Genomic DNA, 16,564 nt, shown 5'->3' with positions numbered 1-16,564 from the left:
GTTCGCGCTGGAGGACGCGGAGGCCCGGGCGGATGAGGCCGAGGCGTCTCTGGCCGCTGCGGTGCGGGATATGGAGGCAATGGCCGCCACCATCCGCGCCCGGCCAATCGACGACACTGAGTGCTGCTTCCTCTGCAAATACGACGGCCCCGTGGAGGACTATTGCCCCGGCTGGGAGGGAGAGGAGTGATTCCAGTGGAGGGGGACGTGATACGGGATCGCTTTTTTTGCCGCAGGAATCTGGTGTGCTTTGAGGCCTGCTCTGTCTGTGAGGTGTGCGGCGACTGCGATATGTGCGTGGCCTTCGGCCAGCTGGATCGCTGCCAGAAGTGTACGCGGTATTATGTGCCGGGGAGTTTGGCTGATTGACGCAGGCTGTAATGCTCCATGCTCCGGCCCTCTGCCGGGTGGGATCGCTCACCCGCCCGGACCTCTTTTTGTTTGCCGGACGCCCTGTTGATATGAAGGCCTGCGTACCTACGTGGGGTAATGGTAGGAAATACGGGGCGCCCGGCAGAGGGCCGGAGTATGGCCGACGTCAATCCTCAGTGTAAGAGAATGAAGGATAAGAGGAAACACCTATACGGTGACGGATAGCGGAGAAACAAATAGTACTATATCCCAACTATAAGGAGGCGCTGCACTATGGATATAGATCTCCGGCGCCTGGGGATTGGAGCTCAGGTGCAGATTGCCCTTACATTGATCAGAAAGACTGGGGAAGGAGGAGCGATACATGGCGAACATAGAGCTGATTGCCCTGTGCGTCGAGGCACGGAGGAGGAAAATCAGTTACGGGCAGCTGATGGTCATCACAAGTGAGGAAGACCGCAAAAAAATCGTGGAAGCCTATAAAAAGGAAAATTAAGGAATCTGGAGAAGGGGCGGGCCAGTGAGTCTGCCCCTTCTGAAATGGGCCTGTTCGGTGCGTCCGGTACGCCGGAGGCAGCGCAGAGGTTCATTTATATATAATAAGGAACGCGCGCGCGTTCCTATACGGGGCCCTTAGACCGCTAAGAACTCGACCACCATCAATCTACAGGGAGGAGAATAGGGTGAAACAGCTGATGCGCTATCGGATCATATCAGGACGAGCCGTGGAGGTGCGGGACGTGCTGATGGAAACACGTGGGGGCCGGCCGAGGGGAGCCAGGAGAGGAAAGTCATCTGCGAAACAGGTCAAGAGAAACGAGGAGGAGGCGGTATTGGTCCTGGCCCGCCAGTTCAACGCAAACTGCAAGGGAGGAGATCTCTTCCTGACACTGAAGTACTCCGATGCCAGGCTGCCCGCCACCAAGGATGGAGCGAAGCGGATTGCAAGGAATTTTATGCGGAGGCTTGCCAGGGCATACAAAAAAGCTACTGGGAAAAAACTGACCTGGTGGCTGGTGACTGCCAGCGTGTCCGCAAAAACGGGGCGGCCTGTGCGGCTGCATCACCATGTGGTCATGGATGCCATGGCCTGGGATCTGATTGCCAAGCACTGGCCGCCGGAGGAGTTTTCATACCGGATGCTGGATGCCACTGGGGACTATACCGCGGTGGCCCGGTACATGATCCGAAACGCGGGTTATGGTGGGGAGCGGGCATGGTCTCATTCCCAGGGGCTCAAACAGTCCGTTTATACCACGCCGATTCCGGTCAGGCGAGCGGGAACGGTGAAGGTGCCTCCGGAAGCCCGTGTTGTAGAGCGGGAAGTCCGGGAAGATGGGGAAAGTGGATTTTCGGCGGCGTACATACGATGGGTCTTGCCGCTGGAGAGCAGCACAAAACGCCATGGGAGGAGGAAAAAGCAGAATGAATGAGACCTTTTCGGTGCGTCTGCGGAGGCTGCGGGAGCGGAAGGAGCTGAGTCGCCGGGCCCTGTCTGAGCTGTGTGGGCTGAGCAAGAACATGATCGCGGTTTACGAGCGGGGAGAGGCGGACCCATCCACAGAGACGATCTGCCAGCTGGCGAACCTTTTTGGTGTGTCAGCGGACTACCTGCTGGGCCGCACAAAAAATTTTTAGTGTGCCCGATAAATTGGGCACGCGCTGCGGAAAGTGTGGTACAATGGGTGGGAAGGAAGATTTTCAGCCTGGCGGGAGGAGGGCAGCGTCATGGCCGAATACGAGAAAATGGGATTGGAGGAATTGGAGCGGCTGCTGACGCGGAAAGAACGCTTGTTCGTTGAGGAATACGAAAAGGACGGAAATGGGACGCAGGCCGCCATCCGGGCCGGGTACACCGCAGGAAAGAAAAACGCCTCCGCGGCCGTGCAGGCGTGCAAGCTGCTAAGGTCGCCCAAGGTTTCCGCGTACAGGCGCGCGCGCGCGAATGAGTTGTGCCGCCAGCTGGGAATCAGTCCGGAGACCATTAGCCTGCATGTGATGGAGGTCTACCGCCGCTGTATGGAGGCAAAGCCGGTGATGACCTATGACCGAGATCAGAAAGAATGGGTAGAATCGGGAAACTATGTGTTTGACTCCAAGGGTGCGCTGAAGGCGATGGAGCTGCTTGGTAAAAACCTGGGCATGTTCACTCCTGGGGCTGCCGGTGGAGGCGCTGAGGCGGAAGACGACCCCATTACCCGCTCGCTGAAGAAGGAACAGGACAGTGGGCTTCTCTGAAAAGCAGCGCAAGATCCTTCGATTCCCCTATAGCGGCTATGAGGCTCTGATCTGTGATGGCGCGGTGCGCAGCGGAAAGACGTCCGTAATGGCATTGTCCTTTTTCCTTTGGGCGATGGGCAATTTCACCGAGCGGGCTTTCGCGCTTTGTGGGAAAAGTGTGGGAGCGGTAGAGCGCAATATAGTGACCCCTCTGTTGGGTGTGACCTATCTGAGGCAGCATTTTTTTATCCAGTATAACCGAGCGGCGCACATGATCCTGGCACGCCGGGGCAAGAGGGAAAACCGCATCTACCTTTTTGGCGGCAAGGATGAGGGGAGTGCCGCGCTGATCCAGGGCATAACCCTGGCGGGGGTGCTGCTGGATGAAGCGGCACTGATGCCTCGGTCCTTTGTGGAGCAGGCCCTGGCCCGATGCTCGGTAGCTGGGGCCAGGCTGTGGTTCAACTGCAACCCGGAGGGACCGGAACACTGGTTCTACAAGGAGTGGATCTGCAAAGCGGACAAGCACAATGCCTTGCGGCTCCACTTCACAATGGACGACAACCCATCCTTGGACCAGGAGACTAAAAACCGCTATAAGGCCACCTTTGCAGGGGTCTTTTATGAGCGCTTCATTTTAGGACATTGGGTGATGTCCGAGGGCCTGATTTATGATATGTTCGACACAGAGGCAAATACCTACGAGCGGGCCCCAAACTCGCTTCACTTCGATGGGGTGAGAAGCATAGCCTGCGACTATGGCACCACCAACCCTACGGTATTCCTGGACATCTACGACTATGATGGGACCATCTATGTGGACCGGGAATACAGGTGGGACAGCCGAGACCGGGACAATGGCGGCCGGCAGAAAACCGATGAAGAGTACGCCGATGATCTTCAGGACTTCATGGGGAAAAATCCATGTGCCGTCATTGTGGACCCGTCGGCGGCCAGCTTCATCGCGGCACTGCGCCGTCGGGGTGTGTATGTGATCCAGGCAGAAAATGATGTGCTGGCGGGGATACGGAGAACGGCCACCCTGATCCACCGGCGCAAGCTGCTGATCAACCGGGAGCGGTGCAAGCCTCTGCTGGGGGAAATGGGCACCTACCTGTGGGACCAGAAGGCCAGCCAGCATGGGGAGGACAAGCCCCTGAAGGAACGGGACCACGGGCCGGACGCCCTGCGGTACTTTGTCAACTCTCTGCCGGATTGGAGATTTGATCCATACCTGATTGGAGGTTTGAGCAGTGTCCAGAAGGAATAAGCGCACGCCGAAGGGCGGACAACCAAATTACGGCGTGCCGGTTCTGGACGCATTCAGCAACCCGCTGTTCCGGCTGGGATATGGCTCACAATCTCCCATGGAGGCCACAGAGTACCCGCTGACCCGGATGACCGACAACTATGCCCTGCTGAATTCTCTTTACAGAGACAACTGGGTGGTTCAGAACGTGGTCGGCCTGATGGTAGACGACATGCTCCGGGAGTGGTATAAACTCCGGGGATCTCTCACACCGAAGTATCTGGATGAGCTGGCACGGGTCGAGCGGGTGACGCAGCTCCGGCAACGGCTCAATCAGGGACTCTGTTGGGGGAGGTTGTATGGCGGCGCGGCCGGCGTTATCCTGATCCGCGGCCAGGAGAGTATGCTGGACAGGCCGCTGGAGTTGGAGAGCATTATGCCGGGAAGCTTCGCTGGGCTGATGATCCTGGACCGATGGTGCGGGATTGTCCCTGATATGGGTCTGGTGTCTGACATATCTGATCCGGACTTTAATCTGCCGGAGTACTACATGATCAACAACGCCGAAGGGCGTACAGTGGCCCGGGTACATCACTCAAGAGTTGTGAGGTTCACTGGGCGGGAGCTGCCATATCTGGAGCAGATCGCTGAGCTGTATTGGGGCGGGTCCGAGGTGGAGGCCCTGTACAAATATGTGGTGGCCCACGACAATGTCAGCGCCAATATGGCAGCGTTGACCTTCCGGGCCAATATTGATACCATGGAGGTCCAAAACCTGGAGCAGCTTTTTTCCCTTGGCTCCACCGAGCAGCAACGGCGATTCTGGAACGTCATGCAGGCACAGTCTGTCATGCGCTCCAATTTTGGTTATCAGCTGGTCAATAAAGGGGACCAGATGAAGAATACACAGTATACCTTCACTGGATTGCAGGAAGTGTACGAATGTATGTGCATGAACCTGTGCGGCGCCAGCCATTATCCCATGACCAAACTGTTTGGACGCTCGCCGGCGGGCATGAACGCCACCGGCGAAAGCGATCTCCAGAATTATTATGACTATGTAAACAGCCAGAGAGAAGCAAAGCTGCGGCCGGCGCTGGTGCGGCTGCTGCCCGTTATGGCCATGTCGGCCTGGGGAGCGGTGCCTGATAATCTGGAAATTGACTTCCCACCCCTCTGGAGCCCGACAGCCAAGGAAGTGGCGGAGATTGCCAAGGGCAAGGCCGAGGCTATTGTTTCCGGCTATCAAGCGGGGCTGCTCAACGTGGATACAGCCCAGAAGGAACTCAAAAAGCTGGAGGAGGAAACGGGCATCTTCGGCAGCATAACTGACGAGGAGATCGCCGCCAACAAGGGCCGGACGTATGTTGATGCGACATCTTTGCGTGACCCGCAGATGGGTTTGAGCTACGGGGAGGACCTGGACAATGCCGACGCTGCAACGAGCACCGAATGGGAAAGAGCTGGAGAAGCTGATTTCCATTTATCTCAAAGCTGAGACCGACATCATCAACGAAATCGGCCGCTTGCGATCCAGGGGGCTTGTGGACTACCATGCCGTAGCCGCTCTGGAGCGTGTGCAGACCATTCTGCGAAAGCTGGAAAACGACGCCTGGGAATATGTGCCCAAGATGATCGAAAAACAGTTCTATGTCCGGGTGCCGGAGGCTCGCAAGGCGTTGGAGGTGCCGGAGACCGCCGCAAAACATGCGGCCGGGTACATGAACGCAGCCGCCCTTACTGGAGAGCAGATGAACCTGGTCCAGATGCTGACGCAGCAGCTGATGGGCGAGATCACCGATGCAGCTATGACAGCGATGGCAACCATTCAGAGCGCTATCCTGGGGCGAGTGGAACCGGATGTATACCGGAGGGTAGGTCTGGAGCAGGTAGCGGCTATGCAGGCCACGGGGAAGGGCGTGAACGCCGCGGTACCTGGCTTTGTGGAAGCCCTGAGGCGAGAAGGGATCACAGCGTTTGTGGATAGGGCGGGCAGGCGTTGGAGCCTGCATACCTACTGCTCCATGGTGACCCGGACAACCTCCCGGCAAGCCGAGATTGCCGCCGTATTGAGTGCGGATCCAGAACAGGACCTGTACAAAATCAGCAGCCACGGCACCACCTGCGCCATTTGCGCGCCCTATGAGGGCCGGGTATACTCCCGCAGCGGAACAGACCCGGATTTCCCGGCGTTGGCGGATGCGTTTGGGAAGATAGACCCGAGCGGGTCGGATAATTTGGCAAACACCTATTTGAACATTCACCCGAATTGCTTAGTCCCCGGTGGTACGGTACTTGCGGAGGGCGTTATGGCGCATACGAGCCGGGAATACAGCGGACCGGTAATCACTCTCGAAACCTCCGCAGGAAACCGGATCACCGTCACTCCAAATCACCCGATACTGACAACAGCCGGTTTTGTCCCCGCTGCGCAACTTCAAGAAGGTCAAAAAATCGTTGAGGCAACCTGGGAATATCGTTTCCTCTTTGGAGAGGCACCAAATGATGTAAACATTCCAACCCCTGTTGAGGATATAGGACATTCTATCGTTCAGTCTGGCGGCGGCACGTCCGTCTGCGTGGAAGGCACCCCCAAACAATTCCACGGCGACGGAATCGCCAACAGCGAAGTCAAAATTGTACTTCCCGAAGGCTTTGTTGAAGGTAAACTCAATCCCTTGGGAAGTAAGCCAGTCGGCAAAAAAGGATTCCCATCTGGACATTTTGGGCGGCATCTGTTCCTTCCCAGCGGCCCGCTTTTCAAGATCCTCCAAAGACCGAGACATGCCACGCACTGCATCATGCGCCGCCTTGGTTTTGGTGGTGGTGTCAAAACTGTATCCGTTGAGAGTAAAAAGCCGACCAACGTATGCGAGAGAACGACCACACTCTTGGGCAATCTCCGTAAAAGTGAGTCCCTGATTGTGGAGCCCAAGAAATTTCTGGAACTCTTCGGCACGGGCCTCGACATATCCAGGAGACACATCAAGGAACTTTTTCCCCTTCTTTCTCTTAAGAAGCCCGTAGTCGATCATGGCACGTTTGACGGTGTACTCAGTTACCCCGAAATGCTCCGCGATCTTCGCATAAGTGAACCCCTGGCTGCGCAAAGACTGCAATGTCTCTTTCGTGATAACGCTTTGGTCGTAAGTAAGCTTGTTCATGTAGACACCTCCGAGTATCATGGTACGGTTTATAACCTGGAAACCAAATATGGCTTCTATACCTATAATAACATAGTTACTCATAATTGCCTACACGTCTTAATTCCATGGACCACCGCCGGCCGGACGCCGGAAGAGATCCAGAAAATCAAGGACTTCTCCAATCCCCAAAAGAATCCATATTCCGTAGATCCCAGAAGCAAAAAGCAGATTGGGGCATACCGAAAGAAAGAGATAGCCCGGAAACATTGGCTTGAGCGGTACCGACAGTGGGAGATGTACCGGATGACCTTGGGCGACAAGGTGCCCAAGACCTACCAGACCTTTGAACGGCACAAGCTGGCCAACGATGACAAATACCGCGAGTGGGAGCGGCTGTACAGGGAGGCGAACGCACAATGATACGCACGATCAATGGTCAAACCTGGTTTTGCTGCCCGGTATGCGGAAAGAAGCTGTTTCCTGTTTTGGAGGGTGCCGTATGTCGGGGTATTATGGCCAAGTGCCGGGGCAAGTTGTCCACCGGTGAAAAATGCACCTGGGAGGGCGAAATTAAAATCTTTCTCTAGTGAGGATATTAGGAGGGAACAGCATGGCGAAAGATGACTATTTTGTGCTGGCATATCGGATACTCCGGTATCTGTATGAATGCTTTAAAGCAGGGGAGCAGGCAGAGCTTGAGATGTTCGGGCCAGATGCCCTGGGGATTAACAACGGATACTGGATAAACCTTTTGGAGAGCCTTGTCGTGGAGGGGTACATCACTGGAATATCCTTCCGGTCTGCTGTGGGTAGGATCCATGAGGCAAAAGTATATGGCGCAAAAATAACCCAGAAAGGGATAGAGTTTCTGGAAGACAACAGCAAGATGAAAAAGGCGGCGCAGTTTTTGAGGTCTGTCAAAGAAACTGTGCCGGGATTATAATTAAACAACATTGTGTGAGCCTGTGAGCCGTAACTTTCCGGAAATTCCGGATGGTTGCGGCTTTTTATATGCCTGTGAGGTGATGAAAGTGGACTATCTGGAGCTGTTGCAGAGAAATCTGGTGGACGAGATCGAGGCAACCCGCGCCTATGCTGCCACCATGGCCATGGCTCCCCCTGGTGATATCCCTGTGTTGCTGGAGCTGCTGGCGGATGAGACCGACCACATCGCCCATGTGGCGCAGCTGATCTCTCAGCAGACTGGTAATCCTGTGGACTATTCTGCGTTGGTATCGGGGGTGGAGTGATGGCCATTGCATACTACGGGGCCAGGATCAGCCCCCACATGACCCGAACGCCGGAGGGGTACCTGATTTGCCATGATGTCCCCATCAACCGCACTGGGGACCAGGAGTACACCGCCCGGGACCTGCAGCTGGACGGAGACCCCGAGCGGGTAGTGATCGTACACCGGAACCCGGAGGATGTTTTCGATCCGGCAGCCCTGGCTTCCTTTGAGGGCAAGGACATCACCCAGGGACATCCCCCGGAGAACCTGTGTCCGGAGAACCGGGCAGCCTATTCCAAAGGGCATATCCAAAACGTCCGCCGGGTGGGAGACAACACCGTGGCAGACCTGTATATCAAGGACCCGGGGCTGGCCTCCGATGTAGAGAATGGTGTGGTCCGGGAGGTATCCTGCGGGTATCTGTGCGACTATGTGCCGGATGGGAATGGGTATAAGCAGCAGAGGATCCGAGGCAATCACGTGGCGGTGGTCCACCAGGGCCGGGCCGGGCACGATGTTGCAATAAAAGACGCCGCCCCCGAGGCGGAGAAAGGCAGGAACTATATGAGCAAATTTACCCGTGCTATCCTGACCGCCCTGGGTATGGCGGCCAAGGATGCCGGCTCCGATGAGGAGCTGCAGAATCTGGTGACCACTGCCGCCACCGCGCTGGATGCCGCACCCGCCGAGCCTGTTGCTGATCCCAGCAAGGACAAGGCGCCGGAGGCAGAACCCGCAGAGGACGTGATGGTGGAAAAAGCACCCAAGGGCGACGATTTCGGCAGTAAGCTGGATCGGATCCTGGAGATGCTGGAGGCCAATGCCCGCGGCGGCCGGGGAGAGCACCCCCTGCATGATGAGACTGACCTGGACGAGATGGTGGAGAAGCTGGCCGGAAAGGCTGAGCGTCGGGAAGACCCCGAGGCCGCCGTTACCGTTCCCGCAGAGGAGATGGAGGATGTCGCCTGCATGTCCCCCGCAGCCAAGGACGCCGCCGTGGAGTTGCTGAAGAAGGTCCGTCCGGCCGTGGCGGCCATTCAGGACAGGACCGAGCGGGCCCGGGTAGTGGATGCGCTGCTGTCCACGATCAAGGGCCCCAACATGGTGGGCAGCATCATGACGGCCGCCCAGGACAGCGCCCGCAGGGCATCCCAGGAGGCCAAGCGCACCAACTACGAGAAGATCTGTACCGAGGCCGAGAACGCCTATGCGGCCCGCAACCCCCACAAGATGAAGAAGGAGGTCTAATCCATGGCTGGACTGAATCCCCAGGTCATCGGCACTGCCATGACTGCCGGCTTTGCCGGGTCCTATGCCCGGCAGCCTGACATGATCGTAAACACCCGCCCCGCCGGCGGCTCCGCTGCCATTCCCTTCGGCGCCCCTCTGGTCTATTCCGGGGGAACCGTGGTGCAGATGGGCGCCGATGCTGTCGCCGCCCAGTTTGTGGGCGTGGCTGGCCGGGAAATCAAAAGCTCTCTTACCTACCTGGAGCAGAGCCCCGGTGAGTACAACCCCGGCGACCCTGTGAGCGTGTTCCAGCGCGGATCCATCCAGGTCAAGTGCCAGCGCGGCACCCCCGCCCTGGGCGGCGCTGTGTATGTTCGGACTACCTACAACGGAACCTATTCCAGCGCTCAGGTGGGCGGCTTTGAGTCCGAGGATGACAGCGGTAATGTGGTGCAGCTCACCAATGCCCAGTGGGGCGGCCCTCCTGACGCCAACGGCATCGCGGAGCTGGTCATCCTCACCCGGCTGAACGCCTGATAGGAGGTAACAAACGCTATGAGTTTTCAGAATGTCGGAACCGTAAACGCTGGTGTTGTGAAGTTCACCGGCGCCGCCCCTGCTATCGGCGGTGTGCCCACCATGGATGCTGCGGGCATCGCCTCCGGCGGCGCTTTCCTGGTCTCCGAGCTGGAGAAGCGCGACCCCATGATCCGCAAGCCCCTGACCTCGGTTACCTATCCCCGCGACATCGTCATTCAGACTGGCGGCGGCTGGGTGGACTATGTCTCTGCCATGTCTGTGGCCTACGGTATCACCGGCGGCGCCGGGGCCGCTCCCGTGCAGGCGGGGGGCGCCAGCGGTCTGCCCATCGTACAGGCATCCGTGGATAAGGGCATTTACAAGGCGCACACCTTTGCCGTGGCGCTTCGGGTGATGTTCCAGGATATGCAGCGGGCCAACTTCATCGGCCGGTCCATGGACCAGCTTTTGCAGGATGGCGTCCGCATGGCTTTTGATAAGCACCAGGACCAGAACATTTATACCGGCCTGTCCGAGTATGAGACCACCGGCATCATCAACAATCCCGACGCCACCGAGTCCACTGTGGCCGACGGGGCCAGCGGTAACGGCAACTGGGTGACCAAGACCCCCGCCGAGATCCTGGCCGATGTCAATAAAGCCCTGATTACCACGTGGGACCAGGCCGGCAATGATCTGGACGCACTGCCCAACCACATTTTGCTGCCCTATGAGGAGTACAACTACATTCTCAGCACCCCCGTTTCTGACCTGGCCACCAAGTCCATCTATGACTACATCATGGAGAAAAACATTACCAGCAAAAACGGCGGGGACCTGTTCATCGGAGCCACACAGTGGTGCAAGGGTGCGGGCACCGGCGGCACCGACCGCATGGTGGTGTACGTCAACCATGAGCGGTACCTGAAGGCGGACGAGCTGGTGCCGCTGTCCCGGATCATGTCCGCCCCCAATGTGGCGAATGTCTGCTACGACACCGCCTATATGGCAAACCTGTCCGAGCCTGAGGTCATGTATCCCCAGACCATTACCTACTGGGACCAGATTGGCGGTGACACCTGATGTTCATCATTTCCAAGCGCCGGGTGATCCTGCCCAGCTCCGATGGAACCAAGGCCCACACGGTGCCCCGGGACTATGTCGGAGAGATTCCCGACTGGGCCGCCGATACCGACTATTTCCGCGCCCTGGTGGCCGATGGGAAGATCGGCGTTCCCGAGAGCCGCAAGGATAAGGATACCCAGGAAACTGCGGAGAAGCCGGTCAAGGTCCGGCGTGGAGACAAGACGACCGAGGAGTGAGGAAGGAGGGGCTGCGGGATGTTCTACGGAAATCCTCAGTTTTACGGCGTCCGGGCTATGGCCGCCAATATTGGGCAGTCTCAGGGCAACTATACGGCGGAGCAATTCCAGCAGGACTTCCCGCAGTTCTTCACCCCGGGCAGCGAGGAGAACCCCTCTGTGTGCCTGGTTCCGGCCACCATGCTGGAGGAGATCATCAACATGGCAAACGCCTGTGTGCAGCCGGACAAGTGGCTGGAATCCTGGCGGTACGCTGTGGGGCTCTATGTGGCGCACTACGCCACCCTTTACCTGCGCACCTATGCCGAGAGCAGCCCAACGGCGGCCCAGGCGGCCGCCTCCGGGGCGCTGGTGGGCGTGGTTAAGTCGGCCACCCTGGGAGACTCCAGCGTGAGCTATGACACCACCGCCGTGACCAAGGGCACCGAGGACTGGGGCGACCTCAACAGCACCACCTACGGCCAGATGCTGGCCAACAGGGCCAAGCTGGTGGGGCTGGGTGGATCCTACGCCATTTAACGGAGGTGTACTGTGAACTTCCAAGACTGGTACACCGACACCGTAGACATCTGGCGCGTGGTCTCCACCACGGCCAATAGTTTGACCACCAATACTCTGACGGAGCTCTACACGGCCATACCCTGCCGGATCTACCAGAGCGACAGCGCTCCCATCAACATGGAGCAGACAGCGGCCTACGTCAAGCAGGCCGACCGGCTTATGTGCGACGTATCCGTGGACATTCAGCCGGGGGACCAGCTGATCATCCACCGGGGGGCCGGGCTGGGACGGACGGCGCTGGATATCCGGGCCTTTGCGGCAGACCCAAACCTTTACTTTGAACCCTTTGGGGCTGTGCTGCCTGGGTTGGCGCACCAGGAAATACGCCTGCTGCAGCAGGAAATCGTGAAAGGAGGAGCGAGTCATGGAACTGACCTTGATGGAACGGGCGCGGCAGCTAAGGTCCACCGTGCCTCAGATTGAAGCCACGATGAAACGCGCCTGCCGTAATGCCACGCTGCGGGCCATTGAAAAAGCCGCCGAGTTGACCCCACCCACGCAGGATGATGATGGAGATGACCTCAGAGGAACAAGCACCCGCAGCGGTGAAATGAAGCAGCACTGGGCCACAGACAGTAAACCGGATCCCAGAAAGTCCGGCAGCGCCTATAAGACCACGCTCGCCAATGACATGGAGTATGCCTCCTATGTCAATGATGGGCACCGGATGGACCGCCACTTTGTCCCTGGTCTGTATATTGACCCGGAATCTGGTCTTCTGGAATATGCCCCCGGCGCAAAAGTTGGTATTGTGGTCGGCACTAAGACCACCCGTGTACCTGGAATATTCATGGTGGACGAAGCAAAGAAAGAGTACAAGCGGGTCCTGCGGCGGGAACTGGGACGGGTAAGGGAGGTTATTGAGTGAACTTTACCCTTTCCACTGTCGCCCAGTCCCTGGCGGCCTACCTGGCTCCATCCTTCCCGGGCGTGACCTTTTACGTGGACCCCAACCAGCAGGGCACCCAGACCCCGTGCATGTTTTTGCAGCAGCGCTATAGCTACCCAAAATTACGGCAGGGCGGTCGCTGGCTCCGTCAGATTGGCCTGGATCTCACCTACCTGGTGGACTACAACCTGCCCAATATGCAGCAGCTTTATCAGGCCGCGGCGGAGGCTCTGGACCTTGTGATGGAGACCTTTCCCTATACGGACGGCACCACGGAGGGGACCAGCCTGCTGCGCACCTACGAGCGGGAGTGGCGCATTGATCTGGATGCGCTGCACTATAAGTTTGAGCTTCAGGTCTGGGTGGAGCTGCCCGAGGACTTCAACCCCATGGAGAGCATGGACTATACCCCGGAGGTGACCAATGGATAAGAAGATCAAGACCTACACCCGGGAGGCGCTGCTGCGCAGCAAGCGATACGCCGGGTATCAGAAGGACTTTCTTGCAGCAGTCCTCTGCAAGCCGGAATACACCCTTGCCGAGGCCGATAAAGCGGTCAAGGCGTTTTTTGGAAAGGAAGGTGACTGACCATGCCGGGAGGCACCTGGACCAGTCAGAATAAAGTACGCCCCGGCGTGTACATCCGCTTCACCTCCACCCAGGGGCTTGGCCTGACGGTGGGGGAGCGGGGTACTGTGGCCATCTGTGAGCCGATGAGCTGGGGTCCGGTAGGCCAGGTGATGACCGTGGAGGCCGGAGCGGATACGACTCCCTTCTGCGGATATGACATCACCAGCCCGGAAGCGCGGTTCCTGCAGCAGATCTTCCTGGGCACCAACCGGACCAGCGGCGCGAACAAGGTGTTGCTCTACCGCCCTACGGCTACCAGCTCCGCCAAGGCCACCGTGACCACCGGGGTGCTGACGGCCACCGCTCTGTATCCCGGCGTCCGGGGCAATGACATTACCATCATCATTACGGAGGAAGTGGACGCCGAGACGTTCGCCGTCTCCACCGTGGTGGATGGCAATGTGGTGGACGAGCAGACCGGTATTACCAATGTGTCCGACCTGGTGGCCAATGATTGGGTGACCTGGAGCGGCGAGGGAGCCGTGGCGGCCACTGTGGGCTCTCCGCTTACCGGCGGAAACGATGGCACGGTGGAGGCGTCGGCCTATTCCACCTTCCTCACTGCCATTGAGCCCTATAAGTTTGACGTGCTGATCTATGACGGCAGTGATCCCACTGTGCAGACCGCCATGACCAGCTTCATCAAACGCCAGAACGATGACAACGGGATCTATTGCCAGCTGGTGGCGGCCAACCTCACCAATCCGGACAGCAGGTATGTGGTCAATGTCATGTCCCCGGCGACCCTCAATGATGGTACCGAGCTGACCATGCAGCAGGTGTGCTGGTGGGCCGGCGGCGCCCTGGCCGGGGCGATGTACAACGAAGCCCTCACCAATGCGAACTACCCCAATGCGGTCTCCACCACGCTGATGACCAATGCCCAGTATATTGCCGCGCTCAACGCCGGGCAGTTCGTACTGACCTCTGACAACGGCCGGGTGTACGTGGAGCAGGATATCAACTCTCTGGTCACTTACACCACCGATATCACCGAGGTATACCGCTACAACCGGACCATGCGCCTGGCCAATACCATCGCAAACGATCTCTACCAGCAGTTCAGCCAGAACTATCTGGGTGTGGTGAACAACAACGCACAGGGGCGTTCCATGTTCCAGGCGGCCATTGTGGGCTATTTGCTGGATATCCAGGCCAACCAGGGGATCCAGAACTTCACGGCCGAGGATGTGTCCGTGGAGCCGGGCGACGCCATCAACGCCATCTTGGTGAACCTCTCCATTCAGCCGGTCGGCTCGGTGGAGAAGATCTACATTACCATTTCCATGGACGCGTAAGGAGGTGCAAGGATGCCTTTTCTTCTGGCAAAAGACACCGTAAACGGTGCGGAAGGCAGCGTGGTCATTGAGAGAGACGGCCAAAACATCGTTGTGGCCGGTATGCGGAACATCAAGACCACGGCTGATATCCAGAGCAAGGACATGAAGGTGATCGGGACCCGGATGATCCAGCCGAAAAACAACGGCTACAAGCCGGCGGGTACCGGGAACATCTACTATGGATCCAACGTTTTTACCGACATGGTGCTGCAGTACATCCAGACCGGCATCATGCCCCAATTCAACATCCAGATCACCAACAGCGACCCCACGACTTCGGTGGGCAGCCAGGTGATGGCCTACTACGGGTGTACCCTGACCGGGACCATCCCGCTGTCCGTCCTGGACAGCGAGGAAACCATGCTGAACTATGATTTCAATTTTACCTACACCAGCGTGGCCCGCCTGTCCGCATTCACGGACCCGGCCACCCTTGGGCAGTAAGGAGGAATTTTTATGAGTAAGCTTTCCGCGTTTCTGAATCCCGCACCCATCCAGGAGGAAAAGGACGTTGTGGTCTCCAAGCGGTTTACCGATGAGGACGGGAACGTGGTCCCGTTCCGGATCCGCTCTATGAGTCAGGAGGAGACCGAGGCCATCACCAAGAAGGCCACGATTCGGGAAAAGGTCAACGGCGTCGTTCAGGAGCGCATTGACTCCGCTGCGTTTGCCCGGCTTATGGTAGTGGCGGCCACCGTAGAGCCCAATTTTTCCTCCACCGAACTGTGCCAGCGGTATGGGACGCTGGACCCCAGCCTGGTCCCTGGCAAGATGCTGCGAGCGGGGGAGTTCAATGCCCTGCTGCAGGAGATTTCGCAGCTTTCCGGAGTTTCCGGTCTTGAGGATGAAGTAAAAAACTGATCGACGGGGGCCAGTGGGATGGCGACACGCTGGTGGCGTATTACTGCTTTGTCAACCTCGGCTGGCCCCCGTCTCAGTACAATAACCTGCCGCCCCGAGAAAAGCGGCTTGTGGCTGAATTCGCCATAAAAAGCATGGAAGATGAAAAGAAACTGCGTGATCAGATAGGGAAGGGGTGAACCAATGTCGGAGATTCGGGAAGATCTGGTTTTGTATGACCGCTTTACTGAGGCTTTCACTCGGTATATCCGAGAGATAGAAAATGCCTCCGAGTCCACCCGGCGGATGCGGCAGATCATTGATGATCTGGAAGGCAGCCAGCGGCGTACAGCAGCAGCATCTTCAGATTTGGCCAGTACCATCCGGAATCTGGCCGGGACATACCTCGGTTTCCAAGGGGCTCGCTCAATGCTGGATCTATCCGATATGATTGCCTCCAATACCGCACGGCTGGATATGATGAATGACGGGTTGCAGACCACTGAAGAACTCAACCAAATGATTTTTGATTCTGCCCAGCGATCCAGAGGGGCTTATGCCGATACTGCAGCATTTGTGGCCCAATTAGGTAATCTGGCCGGGGATGCATTTTCCAGCAGTGCGGAGGTCGTAGCATTTGCCGAGCAGATCAACAAGCAAATGGCCATTTCAGGAACTGCGGGGCAACAGGCTGAGGCGGCCATGCTACAACTTACACAGGGCCTTGCCTCCGGGGCGCTGCGCGGCGAGGAATTAAACTCTGTGATGGAAAACTCATCCATGATTGCGCAAACTATAGCAGACTATATGGGCGTGACTACCGGAGAACTGAGAGAGCTGGCCTCTGAGGGGCAAGTGACAGCAACAATTGTCAAAAACGCTATGTTTGCGGCGGCAGAGGAGACAAACGCCAAATTTGCGGAAATGCCTATGACCTGGGCACAGCAATGGAATCAGATGAAAAATCTCGCAATTCAAGCAGTCATGCCACTACTTGAAAGCGTGAATCAGCTCG

At 57.7% G+C, this 16,564-nt stretch carries 24 protein-coding genes; all 24 read left to right on the top strand.

All coding sequences use genetic code 11. From position 1 onward, the window contains the following. The coding region (locus tag B5F88_RS20770; RefSeq protein ID WP_162612210.1) for a hypothetical protein at nucleotides 1–190 on the top strand (190 nt) is incomplete at its 5' end. After that, nucleotides 187–369, top strand: coding sequence for a hypothetical protein (locus B5F88_RS15625; protein ID WP_087347963.1), 183 nt, complete (start codon nucleotides 187–189; stop codon nucleotides 367–369). The genes B5F88_RS20770 and B5F88_RS15625, both read left to right, overlap by 4 nt. Before the next feature lie 367 nt (nucleotides 370–736). After that, nucleotides 737–868, top strand: coding sequence for a hypothetical protein (locus B5F88_RS21830; protein ID WP_275532947.1), 132 nt, complete (start codon nucleotides 737–739; stop codon nucleotides 866–868). A 187-nt stretch (nucleotides 869–1,055) separates the two neighbouring features. Beyond that, entirely contained in the window at nucleotides 1,056–1,805 is a 750-nt protein-coding gene (locus B5F88_RS20345) for a hypothetical protein (RefSeq protein ID WP_140402146.1), read from the top strand. Continuing rightward, a complete protein-coding gene (locus tag B5F88_RS15620) occupies nucleotides 1,798–2,010 on the top strand; it encodes a helix-turn-helix transcriptional regulator (RefSeq protein WP_162612209.1) in 213 nt (70 codons plus the stop codon). Before B5F88_RS20345 ends, B5F88_RS15620 begins: the two co-directional genes overlap by 8 nt. Nucleotides 2,011–2,100: 90 nt before the next feature. Next, nucleotides 2,101–2,610: a terminase small subunit gene (locus B5F88_RS15615; RefSeq protein WP_087347959.1), complete on the top strand. Its 510-nt coding sequence runs from the start codon at nucleotides 2,101–2,103 to the stop codon at nucleotides 2,608–2,610. Further along, nucleotides 2,597–3,862, top strand: coding sequence for a PBSX family phage terminase large subunit (locus B5F88_RS15610; RefSeq protein WP_087347957.1), 1,266 nt, complete (start codon nucleotides 2,597–2,599; stop codon nucleotides 3,860–3,862). The genes B5F88_RS15615 and B5F88_RS15610 overlap by 14 nt, the downstream gene beginning before the upstream one ends. Beyond that, nucleotides 3,846–5,339 (top strand): DUF1073 domain-containing protein, encoded by a 1,494-nt coding sequence (locus B5F88_RS15605; RefSeq protein WP_242959830.1) that lies wholly within the window; start codon nucleotides 3,846–3,848, stop codon nucleotides 5,337–5,339. The genes B5F88_RS15610 and B5F88_RS15605 overlap by 17 nt, the downstream gene beginning before the upstream one ends. Continuing rightward, the gene (locus B5F88_RS15600) at nucleotides 5,269–7,407 is read left to right on the top strand and encodes a phage minor capsid protein (RefSeq protein WP_087347955.1); all 2,139 of its coding nucleotides are present in this window, start codon (nucleotides 5,269–5,271) and stop codon (nucleotides 7,405–7,407) included. Before B5F88_RS15605 ends, B5F88_RS15600 begins: the two co-directional genes overlap by 71 nt. 190 nt (nucleotides 7,408–7,597) lie before the next feature. Next, a complete protein-coding gene (locus B5F88_RS15595) occupies nucleotides 7,598–7,930 on the top strand; it encodes a YjcQ family protein (RefSeq protein WP_087347953.1) in 333 nt (110 codons plus the stop codon). An 88-nt stretch (nucleotides 7,931–8,018) separates the two neighbouring features. Next, a complete protein-coding gene (locus tag B5F88_RS15590) occupies nucleotides 8,019–8,237 on the top strand; it encodes a hypothetical protein (RefSeq protein ID WP_087347967.1) in 219 nt (72 codons plus the stop codon). Next, nucleotides 8,237–9,466, top strand: coding sequence for a DUF2213 domain-containing protein (locus B5F88_RS15585; RefSeq protein ID WP_087347951.1), 1,230 nt, complete (start codon nucleotides 8,237–8,239; stop codon nucleotides 9,464–9,466). Before B5F88_RS15590 ends, B5F88_RS15585 begins: the two co-directional genes overlap by 1 nt. Nucleotides 9,467–9,469: 3 nt before the next feature. Further along, nucleotides 9,470–9,985: a hypothetical protein gene (locus B5F88_RS15580; RefSeq protein ID WP_087347949.1), complete on the top strand. Its 516-nt coding sequence runs from the start codon at nucleotides 9,470–9,472 to the stop codon at nucleotides 9,983–9,985. Nucleotides 9,986–10,003: 18 nt separating this feature from the next. Beyond that, the gene (locus tag B5F88_RS15575) at nucleotides 10,004–11,050 is read left to right on the top strand and encodes a DUF2184 domain-containing protein (RefSeq protein WP_087347947.1); all 1,047 of its coding nucleotides are present in this window, start codon (nucleotides 10,004–10,006) and stop codon (nucleotides 11,048–11,050) included. Then, complete coding sequence (locus B5F88_RS15570) at nucleotides 11,050–11,289, top strand: hypothetical protein (RefSeq protein WP_087347946.1); 240 nt, start codon at nucleotides 11,050–11,052, stop codon at nucleotides 11,287–11,289. Before B5F88_RS15575 ends, B5F88_RS15570 begins: the two co-directional genes overlap by 1 nt. Nucleotides 11,290–11,307: 18 nt before the next feature. Next, nucleotides 11,308–11,808, top strand: coding sequence for a DUF4054 domain-containing protein (locus B5F88_RS15565; protein ID WP_087347944.1), 501 nt, complete (start codon nucleotides 11,308–11,310; stop codon nucleotides 11,806–11,808). Nucleotides 11,809–11,820: 12 nt separating this feature from the next. Then, nucleotides 11,821–12,273 carry a hypothetical protein gene (locus B5F88_RS15560; RefSeq protein ID WP_242959829.1) on the top strand — a complete coding sequence of 151 codons (453 nt, stop codon included), beginning with the start codon at nucleotides 11,821–11,823 and terminating at the stop codon, nucleotides 12,271–12,273. Further along, the gene (locus B5F88_RS15555) at nucleotides 12,215–12,718 is read left to right on the top strand and encodes an HK97 gp10 family phage protein (protein ID WP_242959828.1); all 504 of its coding nucleotides are present in this window, start codon (nucleotides 12,215–12,217) and stop codon (nucleotides 12,716–12,718) included. Before B5F88_RS15560 ends, B5F88_RS15555 begins: the two co-directional genes overlap by 59 nt. After that, nucleotides 12,715–13,170: a DUF6838 family protein gene (locus B5F88_RS15550; RefSeq protein ID WP_087347942.1), complete on the top strand. Its 456-nt coding sequence runs from the start codon at nucleotides 12,715–12,717 to the stop codon at nucleotides 13,168–13,170. Before B5F88_RS15555 ends, B5F88_RS15550 begins: the two co-directional genes overlap by 4 nt. Then, entirely contained in the window at nucleotides 13,163–13,327 is a 165-nt protein-coding gene (locus B5F88_RS21145) for a hypothetical protein (RefSeq protein ID WP_204246257.1), read from the top strand. Before B5F88_RS15550 ends, B5F88_RS21145 begins: the two co-directional genes overlap by 8 nt. Nucleotides 13,328–13,329: 2 nt before the next feature. Beyond that, complete coding sequence (locus tag B5F88_RS15545; protein WP_087347940.1) at nucleotides 13,330–14,667, top strand: phage tail sheath family protein; 1,338 nt, start codon at nucleotides 13,330–13,332, stop codon at nucleotides 14,665–14,667. A 12-nt stretch (nucleotides 14,668–14,679) separates the two neighbouring features. After that, the gene (locus B5F88_RS15540) at nucleotides 14,680–15,153 is read left to right on the top strand and encodes a phage tail tube protein (protein WP_087347938.1); all 474 of its coding nucleotides are present in this window, start codon (nucleotides 14,680–14,682) and stop codon (nucleotides 15,151–15,153) included. 12 nt (nucleotides 15,154–15,165) lie between these two features. Then, nucleotides 15,166–15,570: a phage portal protein gene (locus B5F88_RS15535; RefSeq protein WP_087347936.1), complete on the top strand. Its 405-nt coding sequence runs from the start codon at nucleotides 15,166–15,168 to the stop codon at nucleotides 15,568–15,570. A gap of 183 nt (nucleotides 15,571–15,753) precedes the next feature. After that, nucleotides 15,754–16,564: tape measure protein (locus tag B5F88_RS15525; RefSeq protein WP_140402145.1), on the top strand; the 811-nt coding region annotated here is incomplete at its 3' end.

Origin of the sequence: Flavonifractor sp. An306 (genome assembly GCF_002159455.1) — a bacterium.
Classification (GTDB): Bacteria; Bacillota; Clostridia; order Oscillospirales; family Oscillospiraceae; genus Flavonifractor.
The sequence above is the reverse complement of the archived record's forward strand: the minus strand, read 5'-3'. Positions and strand labels throughout refer to the sequence as shown.

Coding starts and splice junctions, on each gene's coding strand:
- B5F88_RS15565 (WP_087347944.1), top strand. CDS start 11,308: ATGTTCTACGGAAATCCTCAGTTTTACGGCGTCCGGGCTATGGCCGCC.
- B5F88_RS15585 (WP_087347951.1), top strand. CDS start 8,237: ATGGCCATTGCATACTACGGGGCCAGGATCAGCCCCCACATGACCCGA.
- B5F88_RS15570 (WP_087347946.1), top strand. CDS start 11,050: ATGTTCATCATTTCCAAGCGCCGGGTGATCCTGCCCAGCTCCGATGGA.
- B5F88_RS15545 (WP_087347940.1), top strand. CDS start 13,330: ATGCCGGGAGGCACCTGGACCAGTCAGAATAAAGTACGCCCCGGCGTG.
- B5F88_RS21830 (WP_275532947.1), top strand. CDS start 737: ATGGCGAACATAGAGCTGATTGCCCTGTGCGTCGAGGCACGGAGGAGG.
- B5F88_RS15595 (WP_087347953.1), top strand. CDS start 7,598: ATGGCGAAAGATGACTATTTTGTGCTGGCATATCGGATACTCCGGTAT.
- B5F88_RS15620 (WP_162612209.1), top strand. CDS start 1,798: ATGAATGAGACCTTTTCGGTGCGTCTGCGGAGGCTGCGGGAGCGGAAG.
- B5F88_RS15615 (WP_087347959.1), top strand. CDS start 2,101: ATGGCCGAATACGAGAAAATGGGATTGGAGGAATTGGAGCGGCTGCTG.
- B5F88_RS15580 (WP_087347949.1), top strand. CDS start 9,470: ATGGCTGGACTGAATCCCCAGGTCATCGGCACTGCCATGACTGCCGGC.
- B5F88_RS15540 (WP_087347938.1), top strand. CDS start 14,680: ATGCCTTTTCTTCTGGCAAAAGACACCGTAAACGGTGCGGAAGGCAGC.
- B5F88_RS15555 (WP_242959828.1), top strand. CDS start 12,215: ATGGAACTGACCTTGATGGAACGGGCGCGGCAGCTAAGGTCCACCGTG.
- B5F88_RS15575 (WP_087347947.1), top strand. CDS start 10,004: ATGAGTTTTCAGAATGTCGGAACCGTAAACGCTGGTGTTGTGAAGTTC.
- B5F88_RS15535 (WP_087347936.1), top strand. CDS start 15,166: ATGAGTAAGCTTTCCGCGTTTCTGAATCCCGCACCCATCCAGGAGGAA.
- B5F88_RS21145 (WP_204246257.1), top strand. CDS start 13,163: ATGGATAAGAAGATCAAGACCTACACCCGGGAGGCGCTGCTGCGCAGC.
- B5F88_RS15600 (WP_087347955.1), top strand. CDS start 5,269: ATGCCGACGCTGCAACGAGCACCGAATGGGAAAGAGCTGGAGAAGCTG.